General features: G+C 32.9%; 18 protein-coding genes. 11 read left to right on the top strand and 7 right to left on the bottom strand.

Annotation, left to right across the window (positions count from 1 at the left end; genetic code table 11):
• On the top strand, positions 1–591 hold a 591-nt coding region (locus tag MWJ95_RS18685), incomplete at its 5' end, for a collagen-like triple helix repeat-containing protein (RefSeq protein ID WP_249106921.1).
• Between the two features lie 382 nt (positions 592–973).
• Complete coding sequence (locus tag MWJ95_RS18690) at positions 974–1,267, top strand: glycosyltransferase (RefSeq protein WP_249106922.1); 294 nt, start codon at positions 974–976, stop codon at positions 1,265–1,267.
• Positions 1,268–1,610: 343 nt separating this feature from the next.
• On the opposite strand, the gene MWJ95_RS18695 is transcribed toward MWJ95_RS18690, so the two are convergent.
• Positions 1,611–1,922, bottom strand: a complete 312-nt coding sequence (locus tag MWJ95_RS18695) for an alpha-helical endospore appendage domain-containing protein (RefSeq protein WP_249075847.1) — start codon at positions 1,920–1,922, stop codon at positions 1,611–1,613.
• A gap of 384 nt (positions 1,923–2,306) precedes the next feature.
• A complete protein-coding gene (locus tag MWJ95_RS18700) occupies positions 2,307–3,422 on the bottom strand; it encodes a glycosyltransferase family 2 protein (RefSeq protein WP_249106923.1) in 1,116 nt (371 codons plus the stop codon).
• Between the two features lie 458 nt (positions 3,423–3,880).
• Between MWJ95_RS18700 and MWJ95_RS18705 the strand changes: the two genes are divergently transcribed.
• Entirely contained in the window at positions 3,881–4,219 is a 339-nt protein-coding gene (locus tag MWJ95_RS18705) for an alpha-helical endospore appendage domain-containing protein (protein WP_249075852.1), read from the top strand.
• Between the two features lie 476 nt (positions 4,220–4,695).
• Here MWJ95_RS18705 and MWJ95_RS18710 read toward each other — a convergent pair whose 3' ends face one another.
• Genes MWJ95_RS18710 through MWJ95_RS18720 form a run of 3 tightly spaced genes read right to left on the bottom strand, consistent with a single transcriptional unit; the run spans position 4,696 to position 8,010 of the window.
• A complete protein-coding gene (locus MWJ95_RS18710) occupies positions 4,696–5,301 on the bottom strand; it encodes a hypothetical protein (protein ID WP_249106924.1) in 606 nt (201 codons plus the stop codon).
• Positions 5,298–7,316 carry a tetratricopeptide repeat-containing glycosyltransferase family 2 protein gene (locus MWJ95_RS18715; protein WP_249106925.1) on the bottom strand — a complete coding sequence of 673 codons (2,019 nt, stop codon included), beginning with the start codon at positions 7,314–7,316 and terminating at the stop codon, positions 5,298–5,300. The genes MWJ95_RS18710 and MWJ95_RS18715 overlap by 4 nt, the downstream gene beginning before the upstream one ends.
• The gene (locus MWJ95_RS18720; protein WP_249106926.1) at positions 7,303–8,010 is read right to left on the bottom strand and encodes a glycosyltransferase family 2 protein; all 708 of its coding nucleotides are present in this window, start codon (positions 8,008–8,010) and stop codon (positions 7,303–7,305) included. Before MWJ95_RS18720 ends, MWJ95_RS18715 begins: the two co-directional genes overlap by 14 nt.
• 79 nt (positions 8,011–8,089) lie before the next feature.
• Between MWJ95_RS18720 and MWJ95_RS18725 the strand changes: the two genes are divergently transcribed.
• The 3 genes from MWJ95_RS18725 to MWJ95_RS18735 all read left to right on the top strand — a co-directional run bounded on the left by MWJ95_RS18725 (position 8,090) and on the right by MWJ95_RS18735 (position 11,057).
• A complete protein-coding gene (locus MWJ95_RS18725; protein ID WP_249106927.1) occupies positions 8,090–9,190 on the top strand; it encodes a glycosyltransferase family 2 protein in 1,101 nt (366 codons plus the stop codon).
• Positions 9,191–9,452: 262 nt separating this feature from the next.
• A complete protein-coding gene (locus MWJ95_RS18730; RefSeq protein WP_349294158.1) occupies positions 9,453–9,773 on the top strand; it encodes an alpha-helical endospore appendage domain-containing protein in 321 nt (106 codons plus the stop codon).
• A 936-nt stretch (positions 9,774–10,709) separates the two neighbouring features.
• Positions 10,710–11,057 carry a YkgJ family cysteine cluster protein gene (locus MWJ95_RS18735; protein ID WP_249106928.1) on the top strand — a complete coding sequence of 116 codons (348 nt, stop codon included), beginning with the start codon at positions 10,710–10,712 and terminating at the stop codon, positions 11,055–11,057.
• A 110-nt stretch (positions 11,058–11,167) separates the two neighbouring features.
• Here the strand turns inward: MWJ95_RS18735 and MWJ95_RS18740 are convergent, their stop codons facing one another.
• A complete protein-coding gene (locus MWJ95_RS18740) occupies positions 11,168–11,629 on the bottom strand; it encodes a GNAT family N-acetyltransferase (protein ID WP_249075839.1) in 462 nt (153 codons plus the stop codon).
• A 174-nt stretch (positions 11,630–11,803) separates the two neighbouring features.
• Between MWJ95_RS18740 and MWJ95_RS18745 the strand changes: the two genes are divergently transcribed.
• Positions 11,804–11,977, top strand: coding sequence for a hypothetical protein (locus MWJ95_RS18745; RefSeq protein WP_249106929.1), 174 nt, complete (start codon positions 11,804–11,806; stop codon positions 11,975–11,977).
• 256 nt (positions 11,978–12,233) lie between these two features.
• Here MWJ95_RS18745 and MWJ95_RS18750 read toward each other — a convergent pair whose 3' ends face one another.
• Positions 12,234–12,854: a LysE family translocator gene (locus MWJ95_RS18750; RefSeq protein WP_249075837.1), complete on the bottom strand. Its 621-nt coding sequence runs from the start codon at positions 12,852–12,854 to the stop codon at positions 12,234–12,236.
• 621 nt (positions 12,855–13,475) lie between these two features.
• Here MWJ95_RS18750 and MWJ95_RS18755 point away from each other — a divergent pair.
• The 4 genes from MWJ95_RS18755 (at position 13,476) to MWJ95_RS18770 (ending at position 17,098) form a co-directional block, all read left to right on the top strand.
• The gene (locus tag MWJ95_RS18755; protein WP_249106930.1) at positions 13,476–14,819 is read left to right on the top strand and encodes an aminotransferase family protein; all 1,344 of its coding nucleotides are present in this window, start codon (positions 13,476–13,478) and stop codon (positions 14,817–14,819) included.
• A gap of 19 nt (positions 14,820–14,838) precedes the next feature.
• Positions 14,839–15,621 (top strand): transporter substrate-binding domain-containing protein, encoded by a 783-nt coding sequence (locus tag MWJ95_RS18760; RefSeq protein WP_249106931.1) that lies wholly within the window; start codon positions 14,839–14,841, stop codon positions 15,619–15,621.
• A 15-nt stretch (positions 15,622–15,636) separates the two neighbouring features.
• On the top strand, positions 15,637–16,293 hold the full coding sequence (locus MWJ95_RS18765) for an amino acid ABC transporter permease (RefSeq protein WP_249106932.1): 657 nt from the start codon (positions 15,637–15,639) through the stop codon (positions 16,291–16,293).
• 61 nt (positions 16,294–16,354) lie between these two features.
• On the top strand, positions 16,355–17,098 hold the full coding sequence (locus MWJ95_RS18770; RefSeq protein ID WP_249107030.1) for an amino acid ABC transporter ATP-binding protein: 744 nt from the start codon (positions 16,355–16,357) through the stop codon (positions 17,096–17,098).
• The last annotated feature ends 2 nt before the right edge of the window (positions 17,099–17,100 follow it).

A 17,100-nucleotide genomic window follows, 5' to 3' on the forward strand; every position in this document is an offset into this window, starting at 1 on the left:
GGTCCAACGGGTCCAACAGGGGCCACAGGTCCAACGGGAGCAACAGGTGCCACAGGTCCAACGGGTCCAACAGGAGCAACGGGTCCAACAGGTCCAACAGGAGCCACAGGTACATTAACGACCGTTCATGGCGTATTTAGTAATAACACTGATTTTGGACCGTTCACCGCATCCGGTGTTACTACTTTCGGCACAATTATACCTGTATTTATTGAAAGTCCGACTCCAATCAATACACCTGGTGCGTTTACCCTCAATGCTAACGGCACCATTACCATAAATGTAGCCGGTATCTATCTGGCATCGGCATTTGTTATAACAGCTATTAATAATACGGGAACATTCGCTATTCAAGTGAACTTTGGCGGTTCTGCCGTACCATTTATTAATTCATTCGCAGGAGCACATATCTCACCCGTAAACGGAACATCCGAATCCAGTATTACCACTATTCTTAATCTCAATGTGGGAGATAATGTTTCAATTGGACTAATCGACGGTAATCCTACATCTGTGACACTATCCACTGCACCTAATAATGCTGGTATAGGTGGAAATGCAGTAGTATTAACGTTAGTAAAGATCGGATAATCAGTTCCTTGAGTCTCTCCATTCTCATAGATGGAGAGACTTCTCTTTATATTTTGGTATCTATGTTATAACCTTGAAAGTCGCAAATCCTCCATTTCGGCAAAAAACGATTATTCACCATTACCCTTATCACACCGTTTACAAAGAGATAGGGTATGTCTTATGATTCCATAACTAATTTTCATGCCCTGTGGTACATATTCCTTATTTTTCTTTATATTAGTTGCTTGTACAAACATATTTTTTCGTCTCAAACCTTTGTTAAGTTTGGTTCGTAATCATTGATTCATTTAAGCATCAGATACTTATATACATATATTGGCACAATCATGTATACATTAGCATATATATCGTAGTGTAGTTCTTACGAGGGGGGAACATTATGATATGGAGAAGATGCTTTCCCTACATGATTGTGAACAGTGAAGAGCCGTTTATCGGGAAATGCTTTGACAGTGTGAAACACATCTTGGATAAAATTATGATTGTCGATAACAGGGTCGATAATTTGAATATTTATATGCAAGTCCTAAGGCCAAAGGTATTTGAGATTCCTTGGAAAGAGAATTTTGCTAATGAAGGGAACTATAGTTTACGTCAAGTAACAGGGGATTGGATATTATGGATGGATGTAGATGAGGAGTTGGATCAAGGAGCATTCGGTGCTCGTTCGTGACATATTGACGGAAGAAGCGATATTGGGCTTTTACCATAAATGAATTATGTCGGTGATGGATTGTCTAACTTAGAGGATGACTATTTTGTTGTACAGCATCGCTTGTTACGCTTTCACATAGGATTTGTCTATAAAGGAGCCATTCGTGAAGCCTAAATGTACAGGAAATCGTAGGCGGCCAGGCACGTTTAATCCCCGATGGTTATGGAGAAATCAGTTAGACTTACTATTAAATGTGAAATATTAGATAGAAGGTTAGCTCTAATATAGCTGTGTCCGTAATAGCTTAAAAGGCGGCTTTTTATGCCGCCTTCGATGAGCTAATATATATTTTATGAATACATTAGGGAATAATATTTAATTCTCTGAGAATATTCTCTAGTTTAAATTGAAGGAGCATTTCATTCTTAACGACATTTTGCAATGTACTATTGATACTTGAATTTATTAGCAATAAATCAGAAATCGTAGGAGTAAAAGGTGGCGTTACTCCGGGCAATGTTCCCAAAGCAAATTGTAATTTTTCACCTTCTGCATTAATAATATGTGCTAAGCCAAGTTCCTCAAGTGCGATTGAGCTAAGCAATAGATTAATGGCAGTATCTCTCGAAATGGTAATTGATGGAGTTATGTTGGGTATATTTGGAACACTCAAAAGATTACCTCCTAAATAATTTTTTTATTTCGTTTACCTATGCATACTGGCAGTCTTGATTTGCTACAGTCCAGCGTTAATCCTAGTGAGGCTAATCATGAAATAGACTCTTGATATAATATGCAAAATTAATGAAAGTTGCTTGGGCTTGTAAGTACCAGTGAAAGGGGAATTTTCTTAAGGTTGTCAATTGATGATCGTATTTTGTCAGCAAATCAGAGCATCGGGATTATGGCGTTTTTGGCTCTGCTATTAAAATTAGAGTGTAGAAACATAAATACCAAAAGTACAGCTTTATCGTCAGATCGGATAATGGTTGCCCCAATTAAACTCCCTAAAAAAATGTTTCTTTTTCTCCGAAGAATGAATTGGCTTTCTGATGAATCAAGAAGACTTTTGGAGTTTTTCGAGTGCTTCTTTGGCAAGGGTATGAGAATGTGATTGCTGAATACATGCTTTTAGAGCATAAACTGCTTTTTCCATTTGACCTAATTTCATATAACAGTGTCCAATATAGTACCATGCTTGAAAGCTTCCTAATCCTTTTAAAGTAATATGCTGAAGATTTTTTTCGCCTAACATAAGACAATGTTGAAATACTTCAATGGCTTCTTCGTATTTTTCCATTCCCACAAAGATTAACCCCTTATAAAAATGAAGATCAACATAATCAGGATATAAAGCAATGGCATTATCAATAGCGGGCCATGCACCCTCAAAACTATTTGCTAATACTAGAATTTCATATTTTAATCTATATATTGGGGAAGGGGGGATTTGTTGCTGGAGAAGAAAATTATGAATAGCTTCGTTAAGATGATGAAATGCTTTGTTATACATTGATACACGAAAATATTCAGTAGCTAAATGATAATCGAGCCACGGATTGGAACTCATATCCTCTTGCATTTTTTCTAATAACCGGATATTTCGATTATGCTTGTTTTTCTCGGCGTTGATCTCATCCAAGTAACCATAATGATAGACTTTTACTGATAAAGTTTTAAGATGATCAACCTCGCCTACAACCTCATCAACATTTAACTGTTCATGAACGCGATTTTTAAATTGAAACCCCATTCCATTACGAAATAAGCGATGATGATTAATCAAATAAGCGTTGTCAGGATGTATTGGATACGAACCATAGTAATTAACTAATTGAATACCGACAATGGAATCTTCGGTTTCGGTAAGTACATCGCGCAATTTTGCTGCATCCTTTTTCTCGACTTCTTCGTCTGCATCTAGCCAAAAAATCCAATCTCCTTTCGCATATTTAAGACCAAAATTTCTTGCAGCTGCAAAATCATCATTCCATTCAAAGTCTAAAACTGTCGCGCCTATGGATTTACAGATTTCTTTGGTGGCGTCAGTAGATCCAGTATCGACAATAATGATTTCATCAACAACATCCTTCACACTGTTAAGACAGTTGCCGATAAATCTTTCTTCGTTGCAGACAATCATACAAAGGGATAATTGTTTATAATCACTCATTTATCTTTTCCTCTCTTTCCGTGGTTTAGTGCATATAGGGGGGATGATACAAATTTGAAACCCTCTATGTTTCTAACTTTTATAATATATGTAGAAAAAGAGTGATTGCTTTGATTTTCATTTCATTTTTAAATGCATATGCGTCACTATTAAAAGTGTGTACCAAACTACATAAGGACTTGGCTTTAACTCGCCCAATTATTTTGTCCAATAGCACTTTTAATGCTGAAAGGAGGTTTCCTTCCTTTGAAAAACAACTCAGAGCCGTTACCACATTCTTTGTTAATTTATTTTGGTAATTAACACCAAGTTCGTACAACATTGTTACAATAAAACGTAATAAATATAGTCTATTAAAGAATAATGCTTGGACAATAAGAGTATACTGCTTTATAAAATTATTTTTTCAATAATTGCATTAGAGAAAATGGAGAGAATTGAGGTGATTATTCTTGTCAATGCCCAATATTCCTGATATCACTCCAAATATTAATCTATGTAAAAAGGACGTTACGAATTTATTACTTTCATCCATCGCTATGGAAGAAATAGGATTGGCTGAGATTATTAAAGCACAGGGGAGACAGCTAGATAAAATAACTAAAGAAACCTGTGATGTCAATACTTTGTTGGATGCAAATAATAATGTAAATCAATTATTAAGAACAATAGTAAAAAAAGAATTGATTTTATTAATGAAATTAGAAAGTGTTGTTGATTTCACGGAGAAACATAAAGTAGAATATCATTGTGAGTGTGGATGTGAGTGTGAATGTGGATGCGAAGATGATAAGTGAACAACAAGGCACCTCCGGTATGATGAAAAGCACCCTGTCAAATAGACAGGGAAAATAATAAAAGTGTTGTAAGCGACTTAAGCTCCACTGTATTCTAGGGGGCTTACTTTTTTTATGCGTTTTTTAAAATATTCCATTTAAATAAAAAGGTGCTTTAATACATTAAGCAAAACCGAAACGATCAAAACTTTTAAAAAAATTAATGAATTAAGCAAACGAAATACTTCATTTTGATTGATCTTTTTTTCAAAATGGAGTATTTTTATTTTTTTAATCCAGCTTTAAAATGGATTCTTCATATTTATCGAAAAATATAGGTTAATTAGGTGTTTTTAAACAAAAAGCAACACCAAGCGGCGTGATAAATCGGCACGAATCTAACGCAAAAAAAGCCTCTGGTCCGATTTTGAATCACAGCAAAAAAGAGCTTCGATTAAAAATCAATCCAAAGACCTCTATTAATTGTCACCAAAAAGTTAGTCATCTATATTTTTCCTTAATTTATTGTGATTTAGCCAAATTTTATTGGTATCATTCTTATATTTCTTTTTCCTCTTCCTCCTATTCTTCCTATTAGATGGTGAATTTTTATCTTTTGAGCGAGCAATGCTCTCATTTGCATTGATCATATTAATTAAATTAATTGATTTAGGATCCAATTCAATTAAAAAAGAACTATAGGTATGTTGCATTCCTAATAAAAGAAAAATGAGATATGGACATTTTAAATCCTTGTGAACTTGATAGTGTTCTATTTTTTGCTTTAGAAGATGTAGTAATTTATAGCCAATCACCAGCTGTTTAATTAGACTTTTCGTAAGAGAAATGTCTATTTCATCATTAAATTTGTCCATTATTTCTTTGTAAATATAATATTTTTGTATATCCGTTATTTGTTGAGCATGAATTTTTTGAAACCATAAAGTTAAATTTTTTACAATAAAATCATGTTTTACTTCATCTTCAATGGTAGTTTCGAGTATTTTTTTTGCTATCCTATAAAGATAATGCCTTGAAATTTCCTTTTCGATACAAAATGAAATATCTATTTTTTTTGAAATGGCGTCATTTAATTGGCTCATTGGCATTCCCCTTTTTCATGTTGGAGTGAATTTTTGGATTTCCATTGCTCTAATTCTTTTAAATTTTCTCTTCTGTAAATATGAAAAGCAGGGTAAGTAGTCTCAACATACAAAGAAAAGCCGAGTACAGCTGCTCTTATGCAAAAATGACGATCCTCACCAGCATAAGAAATATTATCGATTTTGTTGAAGTTCACATCGGCATGAATGGCTTTCTTACCTATAAGTGTGCATGCACCTAGTCCCCCGACTTTATATATCCCTGGAGCTCTCATTTTTAAAATAAACTCTAAGGTTTTAAGTTGCATCTCATTTTCAGAAAGAGGACGATCTACTTCCTTAGTGAATAGCTGATATTCGTCTTGCAACCAAACTTGTGGCATTTCAATCGAGTCGGGGGTCCATTTGGTCCAGAATATATTTGAAATAATATCCTTGTTTGCATTAATCAAAGTAGTTAGAGTTTTAGGATGCAAAATTAAATCTGAATCGATTAAAAATACATAGTCAAAGTTGTTTTCTTTAGAATAATTAAGGATATGATTTTTCATATATGACACATGCTGTACATTATTAGACGTCCAATGATGTGTTATATCGTCCTTAATATATTCATATTGATTCGTTGTTTCAATAATCGTAACGTCTCGGTTATTAGAGAAATCTTTAAGTAACTTCTTGGATGCCTTATCATCATTGTCGTCAAAGAAAAAGTAATGCAGCTGAATGTCACTGTTCTTTTCTAGATCATTCAATGATTGGAGGAAGTGAGTCAAAATATCACTATCTTGTTTAATGGGGCTTCCAATCAGTATTTTAAGTTTCCTTTTTTGATGGATTTTAGTAGTTTCTTTTTCCATTACATTCTCCAGTTCATTTTCTGCAGATACATTGTCAACATTAAATAGTTGATTCGCCAATATGTTTTCCACTGGTAATTCATTTTTTTCTTGTTGTGGGTTAAAAAGTCGATCATTAAAAATAACACTCGGATGTTCTGGTGCATAATATTTTGCAATTTCATTATGCAGTTTCGCTCTTTCAATATTTCCGAGCCTATAATATAAAACACATAGTTGTAGATGAGGGTACCATGTCCAATACTGTGGTTCTAAAACGGAATATTCCCCATTTGGTTTACCCATTTGAATGGATGTTAAATACCAGTATAAGGAAGCATCGATATCTCCTTTTTCTTCTAAAATATCTCCCAAAAAGCAACAGAGTTTTGGAATAGGTTTGGTAAATTCTAAAGTACGTAATAAGGCTTTTAGCTGTGAATTTTTATCATTAAGTTGGCCATAACATTTGGATAAATTGATGCAGGCATTAATATTATCTTCTACCCATCCTTGATTGGAATCTAAGAATGCTTGATATTGTTTAATAGCTTTTTCATATTTTTTATGGTCTAATAACTCATTCCCAAAATAAAAGATATCTCTAGGTGAAAAATATTCTCCCCGTTCATAGCAATCCATATAAATTTGTAAATTACGATCCGTGTATACTTTTTCTTTTTTATGTTGGATTGCTACATCGCTGTGTACGATGTTTCCATAAACGTCTAAGTATTCATGTACCTTACCTATCCATGTAAATTTTTGCTTTCGTTTAACTAATCTGTGTCTACTAATCTGATAGGTGGCATCGCAAGATTCATTAACAGATAATATATAGGGCATACTGACCGCATCTACCTCTTCAGATAGGATTTCTTTTAGTTTAAGTAATTTCAATTGTTCCGTTCCTTCAATTACATCATCTGCATCTAGCCACAGAATATAATCTTTCTTAGCTAAATTAAATGAATAGTTACGAGCTTTAGAAAAGTCATTACACCATTCAAAGTCATCTATGTGAGCATCGAATTTTTTGGCGATCTCCTTCGTATTATCTGTTGATCCAGTATCTACAATAATTATTTCATCTACAATGTCTTTTACGGATTGGAGACATCGTCCTAAAACATCTTCTTCATTTTTTACTATCATACACAAACTAATTGTAATCACTATTCCCACTCCATTTAATTAAATTAGGGTTACTATCTAAAATTGACTGATATTGCTCAAGACATCCGAAAATTCCTTTACTATCTAGTTTCATATATCTCTCATACTTTTCTTTTCTATCTTTCTCTGTTGACCAACCGAAATGCTGAATTTTCACGGTGCTATAAAAGTGATGATATTGAGCAATAGTTAAAGGGAACCTTCCGCAATGCTGTGCGGTTTCTTTCCAGACGTAGTTATCCGTTGGTTTGAAACGAACCAGAAAAGGTCTATATGTTTTATGAGCATACCAATATTGATCGTCACGATAGTGCGTGTTACTCCACATATCATATAGACGGAAATATACGGCATCATACATTTGTTGATTTGTAATGATTTCTAATTGTGTAAGAAATGAAGATTCGAGTAGTTCATCACTATCTAGATTTAAGATCCAACTAGGATTTGTTTTTATTGTCTCATTCCATTGTTGCTTTCTAAGTGTTATTTCGTTAACAAAGCGTGATTCTTTGTTTTCAACAATCTTCAATGGAATGTCAGAGAGTACTTCTTTACAAACAGTAATCGTATTATCAGTACTGGCATCATCTATAATGACAGCAGCGTCTATAAAAGGTTTATGGTGCAACAATGCTCTTCTTAGATAGCGTTCTCCTTCATTTTTCACTACCATTGATAAAGTAATACTCAATAGAAATGCCCCTTTTTTATCTTTTGTGTATTCATATTCATAATGCTTTAAAAGTATACTTTTAGGGGAGGAGAATAAATTGGATAATTGTTTTATATCTTTGTGTATGATTGTAAAAAACGAGGAAGAATTTTTACCGGAGTGCCTTAGGTGTGTGCAGGGAATTGTAGATGAAATAATTATTGTGGATACGGGCTCTACTGATGCTTCCATTGAAATTGGGAAGAATTTTGGAGGAAAAGTAATCTCACATAAATGGGATAATAATTTTGCAAAGGCAAGAAATATCAGTCTTGAAAATGCAACAGGTGATTGGATATTAATACTCGATGCAGATGAATTTCTTGATAGTATTGATAGAGATGATTTTCATAAATATATCAAAGAATCAAATGCAGATATCTTATCTTTAGAACTAGTTAATTATTACGGTGATAAAAGAGATGAAAGTAGAACTTATACCATGGCTCAGTCCAGGCTTTTTAAAAATCACCTAGGTTTAAAATTTGAAAATAGTATTCATGAAACAATAAATTTAAATGATGTGAATACGGATGTTTATAAAACGAAACATTTCCCTATAAAGATTCACCATTTAGGATACCTAACATCTGTAACAGAGAAAAAGAAAAAAAATGAACGGAATATGAACTTGCTTCATGCAGAAATTAAAAACGAGAAACATAGCCCATGGATGGAATATCATCTTGCTAGTGAATATTACCGACAAAAAAACTTCGATAGGGCTTTTATATATTGTAATGAGTCTATTAAAAGATTTTTGATTGCTGGTTTAATGCCGCCGTCGCTTATATATAATCTTAAATATTCTATATTAATAACTACCGAATCCTTTAAAGAAGTATTAAAAGGTATTGATAAAGCAATTCTTCTATATCCAGACTATGTGGATTTATACTTTTATAAAGCCGTCGCTCTTTATCATGAAGGTATGGTTAATGAGTGTATTTTAACCCTAGAACATTGTCTTTCATTAGGAGAGAATAACCTAGCATATTTAACGATGTCTGGTACAGGGTCATACCAAGCTTTATTTTATCAAGCGTTATGTTTTAAAAGAAAAGGGAATCATGAAATGTATGAAAAACTACTTCTAAAAGCACTTGAAATATATCCTAATTATAAGGAAGCAACTGATGAATTAATGGGTTTGAATTAAAAGAAAATCGTTTTAGAAGTTCCATAGGAGAATTTGATTTAGATAAATAGGGGGTATGCTAATTAGAATGTTTCGATCGATTTTAGAAAGTATCGAAACGAAATGATGATGTTTTTCTTGCAATTTAATCGGTATCTAATTCCAATATGCCGAGGTAATTATCAAGTTTTCGACCTGATTTGACAATTTATATAACATAAATCGAAATACACGTCATACAATGAACAGTAATTATAAAATTGATAAGTGAAAGGGGTTTTTTATGAGCTTTCCGAATATACCGAATATCACAGCTTCAATTACAATTACCAGGGATAATGTTTTAAATTTATTATTAGCGTCTATTGCTTTTGAAGAGCTAGGATTAAGCCATATTATTAATGCAGAAGGTGAAAAGATTCAATATGCATTAGGCTTGATTCCAGGTTTAAAACATCCATCTTCTATTACGGATTTATTAAATGTTAATGATAGTGTACGTAGAACACTAGACTCTGTTACTAAAAAGGAACTGGTTTTACAATCAAAATTGCAAAATATCATAGATCTTTTAATGGATGAAAAAAAAAAAAACCATTTGTAATTAAAGCTAAAGATAACAGCGAACCTCAAAATAATATCGATTTAGAAAAATAAATGTAAAAATTTTTCTTTTATATTCTTGTGTGAATAGTACACTGTGAAAGTTTTGCAAAGATGCAGCGGAACTTGGGATTGGGGAGCGCGATATTTTTTTGATCGTGACATTACGAGTGAAGTTCTCGTCGGCTCAAATGTGCTAACCGTTAATACAACAGTCGTACGAGTTGTCTAACTCGATTTGGATAAACAGAAAGGACCGGTTATTTTTCATAAGGCGAAACATAGTCGGTTGCCAAAAGGTCGCTTACCTATTTTGTTTAGGGGCGACTATCTCGTTTGCTGAAGAGATTGATGTATGGGAAAGAGTTGATAGAACCTTGGATTGCAGATTTTGATTTCAGAACATAGTATATTGGGAAAGCATGATGTAAAAAAAATTACGATAGAAGATTTATTAAGTGCTACATATGACAATTCGTTTGTCACTAGTAAAGGGAATTATTTATTCTTTTGGCGTACGAATGATACAATTTGGCTTCATCCGTTTTATACTTTAAGAAGTTCCTGCAGTTGGTGTAATTTGTAATTTTTGAGAATCTATATTTTTATTTAGTTAATTTCTAAATGACAGAAAAGAAATAGCAAATTATATTTCTCCTATATTAATTATCGCTGGAGAAAAGGATATTTTCTTTCCAGAAAAGATAATCAAAAAAGAGCTGAACAAGTCTTGCTAGATACTTGTAATTGTGTAGATTTCCCTATTGACAAAATAATTCGTATATTCTATAATTTACAATTATTAATTATAAGTGTAAAATAGGATTCTCCTGGCCGGGAGAGTCCTATTTTTTTGACTAAGTTGAGTTACTGAACTAGAGAATCAAAATCAAAGAACGAATTATAACACTTGCTTTTTCTAGGAGATGATTGTCTTATGGAAGAATTACCTTGTAAAGGCTGTAGAGGGTTGTGTTGTGGGCCTGTTCCAATTACAGAACAAGAGTTAAAGAAAATTCAAAAGAAAATCAAAGAGATGCCTAAAAAGTTGAGCCTAGATTTAAAAAATCAACAACGTTTTTATGGAACCTGTATTTTTTATGACGAAATAAAGGATCGATGTGGAATCCATTCGGCTCGTCCGTCTATTTGCAGAGCTTTTGGTTATTATAATAATCTTGTATGTTTCCGTAACCCAAAAGTAGCCTTTGGAAAAAACTATATAGCTAGCGAAATTCCAATTGGTATTTTAAGTATTGATTTTACGTGGAAAGATTTTAATTAACGGAGTTTTGAGGTTATAAGTAATCATTAAACATAATCAGGCGAAATATTAACATTCTAATATAAAAGAGCCTGCTTTTTTCAATGCAGGCTCTAATTTCATACATAATTTTAAAGTTCTAATCGCATAGTACGGCTCGTTTCATTAAATCCATGTTTGTCATACAAGTTAATAGCGCCAATATTTTCTGCTAAAACGCTTAACTCCAAGTAATCTAATTTACGCTCTTCTGCCCATTTTTTTGCCTCTTGTAGCAATAGGGAACCGATGCCTTTACTTTGGTATTGGTTACCAACTATTATATCCATAATATATGCATAATTATGCTGTACGATACAAGAATATGGAGGGGTAGCTAATTCTTGAATTAATAAAAATCCGGCAATGTTGTTATCTAATTCAGCAACAAAAATGTCTGATTTTTCTCCCAAAATTATGTTTTTAAGAAACTCTACATCTTGTTTTGCAGGTGCTATGTATTGAGGTTGAAGTTTTGACATTTCTAAAAACAGTTCTTCATATAATATTTCTATTTGTGGCATTTCTTCTAATGTTGCAAATTTAATATTCATGTTCTACCTCCGATTCAAATTTTATACCATTTTATTCTACTATATTCTGTTATTATTGCAAATAATCTGTAAATTTTATAAAAACTCGTATAGTTAACACAGTATAAACCGCATAGAATTTCCAATACTAAAGCTGTTTTAAAAAATTCGATTTGAGAAAGGAGGCTTTCATCGGTGAGATTTTTAGCATGGGGCATTATAGGAGGCGCGGCTATTTTTGGTGTACTGAAACGCTTTGGGCTAATGGATAATGCACAACAAATGGCACAGTCTTCTCAACAAGGTACGACACCAGTACAATTGGTAGCAAACAGTAATCCACTTACCGCGAATACACCAAAACAGTAAAAAGCAATAATCAACAATGCAGCTTATAGACCTTAGACTAGCTAAAGGTCTATAAGCTTGTACATAATAACTGCACTGTTAGGATTTTATGCAAATACTTTACTTGAAAGACTTATTTAATTTTTTACAAAAGTAATCAGAAATATGTATCTGACGATAAAAAGCATGTTTTAGTTGCACCCTTACAATATGCTTGTCCATAGTGCTAATTTAAAAGGGAGAGCACGTTTATCGTGTTCTCCCTTAAAAAAATAAATTATCTACTTTGAGTTTGAAGTGCTAATTTAACGCCCAGACCTATATAAACGAAACCAACAGCTTTTTCAATCCAACGCGAACCATTGTTTGATGTCTTCGTAAAGATTTTTTCGCCAATAAAGCTTGTAATAATAGCTAACAATATAGTATACAAAGCACTCATCACAACAAAAGTAATGCCTAAAATTAATAATTGTATAGTGATGGATTGGCCATTATGCTGAACAAACTGTGGTAAAAATGCTAAGAAAAATAATGCAGTTTTTGGATTTAATATTTCTGCTAAAAAACCTTGTCGGAACGAAGTATTTGCTGGACTCTGTTCAACAGTTGGCTTTTCTATTTTTTGTGGTTTTGTTAGTAGCATTTGAATACCTAAATAAACAAGGTATGCAACACCGATATATTTCACTACCTCAAATGCAGTGGCAGATTTCATCAAAATTGCTGATAAACCTAAAACTGCTGCTAACGTATGAACTAAGTCACCAAGCCCAATGCCTAGTGCAGTGAAAATACCGTTCTTTTTTCCACCTTTTAGCGTTTGTGTAATCGTAATAATCACAGCAGGACCAGGAATTAAAAATAAGAGAAGAACTATTGCAATAAAAGATAACATGTTTATCCATCCTATTCTAATAAACTAAACATTCAGTTAAGAGAATAATAAAATTAACTTAATGAATGCAAAAAATATTATATGCTATCTTTTATATACCTGTCGATAATGAAATACCGAAAAGAAATGAAAATATCTATTTGTAAAAATCAGAAAATGATATGGTTATATTTGTATAATTTTATATGTAATTGAATTATAGCGAAAGGAGCAAGATTTAAGATATAATCAAAAAACTATTTGTTGCGCTATTTTGAATCGTTTCATAGCGTGAGTAGCAGTGCAAACGAGGAATTTACGCAGAAAAATATGGTGGGTTTCTATGATCTATTAGATACATATATTTATGGTTAAAAACATAAAATAAAGTATATTGACAGACTTTAATAATTGACTTAAATTTAAAGGAATACTTCTCTTAATGATTTTTAAATTTACTTGAAAAAGAATGAAAACTTAATTATTGCGGTTATATTGAAGTGATCAGGTATCCCCTAATCATGGTCTCAATAAAATCAAGCAAAGTTAAAAAAAGTAATGTCTTATTTACTTTTTTCTCTTCTGCTTGATTTTTTTTCTTTTAAATTATTTCAATATTCAGTAAAAGGGATGGTGTTAGATATGCTAAAAGATAGTGATTTTGTTTTTCATCGAGATTTTAATACTAATTATCCTATCATTACACATGGTGAGGGCTCTTTTTTGTTTACCGAAGATGGTGAATCGTATATTGATGGAAGCTCAGGTGCGGTAGCTGCTAATTTGGGGCACAGCAACGAAAATATTGCCAAAGCTATGTATGACCAAGCTATGAAAGTTGGTTTTGTACATACAATGAGGTTTGAGACAAACCTTCTTCACTTAACTTCGCAAAAAATAATAGATCTAGCTCCAGAAAAGATGGAATCAGTATTTTTTTGTTCAGGTGGGTCTGAGGCGAATGAATCTGCCCTAAAGCTTTGTAGACAAATTAATCGTGATAGAGGTAAAGCAACTAAATTTATTAGCATTGGTAGATGGCAATCCTATCATGGTAATACTATAGGCTCACTCTCTGTTGGTGGAGATGTTCAACGACGTTACCCATATTCGCCTCTACTTAATAAGACCGAACATATCGATGCACCATATTATCCACCTCATTTTTCTGAAGAAGATAAGATAAAAGAAGATGAAAGATGCTTAAATCAGTTACGACGAGTTGTCAACGAGGTAGGAGCAGAAAGTATTTCAGCAATTATAGTAGAACCAATTGTAGGAAGTCAACAAGGTGCTATGGTGCCTACAAGTATCTACTTAAAAGGAATACGTAAAATTTGTAGTGAATTTGATATTTATATGATTGTAGATGAAGTGATGACTGGCTTTTACCGAACAGGTGAGAGTTTTGCCATTTTGCATGAAAAAGATGTAGTCCCCGATATTATTACTTTCGGAAAAGGAGTTACAGCGGGTTATGCGCCATTAGCTGGAATGATTGTTCATGAAAATTTAATAAAACAATTAAAAAAATTTAGCGATGGTAAGTTTTTGCATGGCTTTACATACAGTGGCCATCCTGTTTGCTTAGCTGCTGGATATAGTGCTATTACAGAGTATGAAAATCAAAACATTAAAGAGAATATAAAGAATCAAAGTTCGCTTATTTATAAGAGGTTAAATGAAATCAAAAAAAATAGTAAAACAATTGGAAGTATAAGAGGAAAAGGATTATTAATAGGTGTCGAATTTTTTGAAAATAAAAATAATATGAGATATTTCGAAAGGGGAGTGTTGTTTGCAGCAAAATTTAATTCACTTGCTATGAAGAAAGGTGCTGTATTTTATCCAGGTAGTGGTGGCGTAGATGGAACTAAAGGAGAGCACATTTTAATTGCGCCTCCTCTAAATATTACAACAGCTGATGTCAAAACGCTTATCAATATATTTGAAGAAACATTATATGAAATGGAAAAAAATATTTAAATTGAGGGGAGGCTTTATTTTGAAAAAATATTTATGTATTTTTATGTTAATTTTAGTTGCTGTTTTATCAGCATGTGGCTCAAATGAAAATGCTAATGTAAAGGACGCTTTAGAAAAAATTAAAAAAGACGGTGTAATAAAAGTTGGGATTGAAGGAGCATATCCACCATTCAATTTCTATAATACAAAAAATGAATTAGAAGGATTTGATGTAGACATTACAAATGAAATTGGTAAACGTATGGGGGTAAATGTCGAATTCGTTGCTACACCTTGGGATTCAATCATTGGAGGCCTGCTTTCTAAAAAATATGAAATTATTATCTCAAGTATGGCGATTACAGAGGATCGAAAAAAGAAAGTCGACTTCACGGAACCTTATTATTATACAGGAGCACAACTTTTCACGAAGTCAAATTCAAATATTAAAAATGTTGAAACTGATGTAAAAGGGAAAAAAATTGGTGTTGTTACAGGAACTACTTTTACAGATGAAGTAATTAGACTTGGTGGAGAACCCGTATTGTACAAGTCTGATTTACTGTCTTTTCAAGATTTGGTTAACGGTCGTGTTGATGGAGCAATTACAGATAAAGCGGTAGGTGGCAATATCATTCTTGAAAACGGTTACGATGTTATTCAAGTAGGCAACGTATTATACGATGAAACAGCAGGCATTACAGTGAACAAAAACCAAGAAGGTTTAGTCAATGAAATTAATAAGCATATCAAAGACATGGTGAAAGACGGTACTTATGATGAAATTAGTAAAAAATGGTTTGGTAGAAGTATTTATAAATAGAGGGGGAGGTACTATATGTTGGATTTCAGCTTAGTAACAGATTTTTTACCCTTCATGGTGAAAGCTTCATGGATCACGTTAAAGTTAACACTTTATTCTACAATTTTCGGATTAATTTTAGGACTTTTCGTTGCTTTAATGAAAATTTCAAAAGTAAAGATTATTAGATTATTTGCTGACTTTTATTTATGGATTATTCGAGGTACCCCAATGCTCGTACAACTATTTCTTATATATTATGGTTTACCTCAAGTTGGTATTGAGCTATCACCTATGGTTGCAGCTGTAATTGCACTCGGAATTAATTCTGCAGCATATATTGCCGAAATTTACCGTGGTGGCATTATGTCAATTTCTAAAGGCCAAATTGAAGCTGCTGAATCATTAGGTATGAGTTATTTTTTACAAATGAGAAAAGTTATTTTGCCTCAAGCGTTACGCATTTCATTACCGTCCTTAGGAAATCAAGCCATTATGATGCTTAAAGATTCTTCCTTAGCCTCACTAGTCACAGTTTCGGAGCTATTAATGGTTTCGCAACGCTATGCAGCTTCTAATTATGCATTTATTGAATTTTATCTAGTCGCAGCGGGATTCTATCTGATAATGACAACATTCTTTACATTTATTTTAAATCGAGTGGAAAGAAGAATGTCTGTAAGTGAAATATAGGGGAGGTTAGCAAATGAATAATATAGATAATCATTCGAATACAGGATTACAAGAAGAGGTCATGATTGAGATGGTAGATGTGCATAAATATTTTGGAGATTTAGAAGTATTAAAAGGGATTGATTTAACCATTAAAAAAGGTGAAGTTGTTTCTCTAATTGGCTCAAGTGGTTCAGGGAAAAGTACACTTTTAAGATGTATTAATCATTTGGAAAAAATTACGAGTGGCAAAATAACAGTGGATAATATTCATTTAAACGAAAACAAAACAAATATAGCACATATTAAACGGGAAGTTGGAATGGTGTTTCAACAATTCAACTTATTCCCCCATATGACTGTTCTGGAGAATATTATGGTAGCACCTTTACATGTTTTAAAGAGGAACAAACCTGAAGTTGAAAAAGAGGCAATAGAGCTACTAGAGAAAGTCGGCCTATTGGATAAGAAAGATTATTATCCTAAAAAACTCTCTGGGGGTCAACAGCAACGTGTAGCTATTGCACGTGCACTAGCGATGAAACCAAAGCTCATGCTATTCGATGAACCAACATCAGCCCTTGATCCTGAATTAGTCGGAGAAGTTTTAAACGTGATGAAACAAGTTGCCAGCGAAGGTATGACAATGGTTGTAGTCACACATGAAATGAACTTTGCGCGTGACGTGGCAGATAGAGTTGTATTTATGGTTAATGGAAAAATTGAGGAACAAGGTTGTCCTAATCAAGTTCTAACTAACCCAGAAAGTTCAAAACTAGCAGCCTTTTTAGGTATTAAAAATCATTTAGAAGAGGTTGTGAATTGACA

Origin of the sequence: Lysinibacillus sp. Bpr_S20 (genome assembly GCF_023337835.1) — a bacterium.
Lineage (GTDB): Bacteria > Bacillota > Bacilli > Bacillales_A > Planococcaceae > Lysinibacillus.

What these genes read in the sequence shown, in the direction of transcription:
- MWJ95_RS18710 (WP_249106924.1), bottom strand. Translation starts at nt 5,301, where the DNA reads ATGAGCCAATTAAATGACGCCATTTCAAAAAAAATAGATATTTCATTT.
- MWJ95_RS18690 (WP_249106922.1), top strand. Translation starts at nt 974, where the DNA reads ATGATATGGAGAAGATGCTTTCCCTACATGATTGTGAACAGTGAAGAG.
- MWJ95_RS18740 (WP_249075839.1), bottom strand. Translation starts at nt 11,629, where the DNA reads ATGAATATTAAATTTGCAACATTAGAAGAAATGCCACAAATAGAAATA.
- MWJ95_RS18700 (WP_249106923.1), bottom strand. Translation starts at nt 3,422, where the DNA reads ATGAGTGATTATAAACAATTATCCCTTTGTATGATTGTCTGCAACGAA.
- MWJ95_RS18730 (WP_349294158.1), top strand. Translation starts at nt 9,453, where the DNA reads ATGAGCTTTCCGAATATACCGAATATCACAGCTTCAATTACAATTACC.
- MWJ95_RS18765 (WP_249106932.1), top strand. Translation starts at nt 15,637, where the DNA reads ATGTTGGATTTCAGCTTAGTAACAGATTTTTTACCCTTCATGGTGAAA.
- MWJ95_RS18705 (WP_249075852.1), top strand. Translation starts at nt 3,881, where the DNA reads ATGCCCAATATTCCTGATATCACTCCAAATATTAATCTATGTAAAAAG.
- MWJ95_RS18735 (WP_249106928.1), top strand. Translation starts at nt 10,710, where the DNA reads ATGGAAGAATTACCTTGTAAAGGCTGTAGAGGGTTGTGTTGTGGGCCT.
- MWJ95_RS18770 (WP_249107030.1), top strand. Translation starts at nt 16,355, where the DNA reads ATGATTGAGATGGTAGATGTGCATAAATATTTTGGAGATTTAGAAGTA.
- MWJ95_RS18755 (WP_249106930.1), top strand. Translation starts at nt 13,476, where the DNA reads ATGCTAAAAGATAGTGATTTTGTTTTTCATCGAGATTTTAATACTAAT.
- MWJ95_RS18750 (WP_249075837.1), bottom strand. Translation starts at nt 12,854, where the DNA reads ATGTTATCTTTTATTGCAATAGTTCTTCTCTTATTTTTAATTCCTGGT.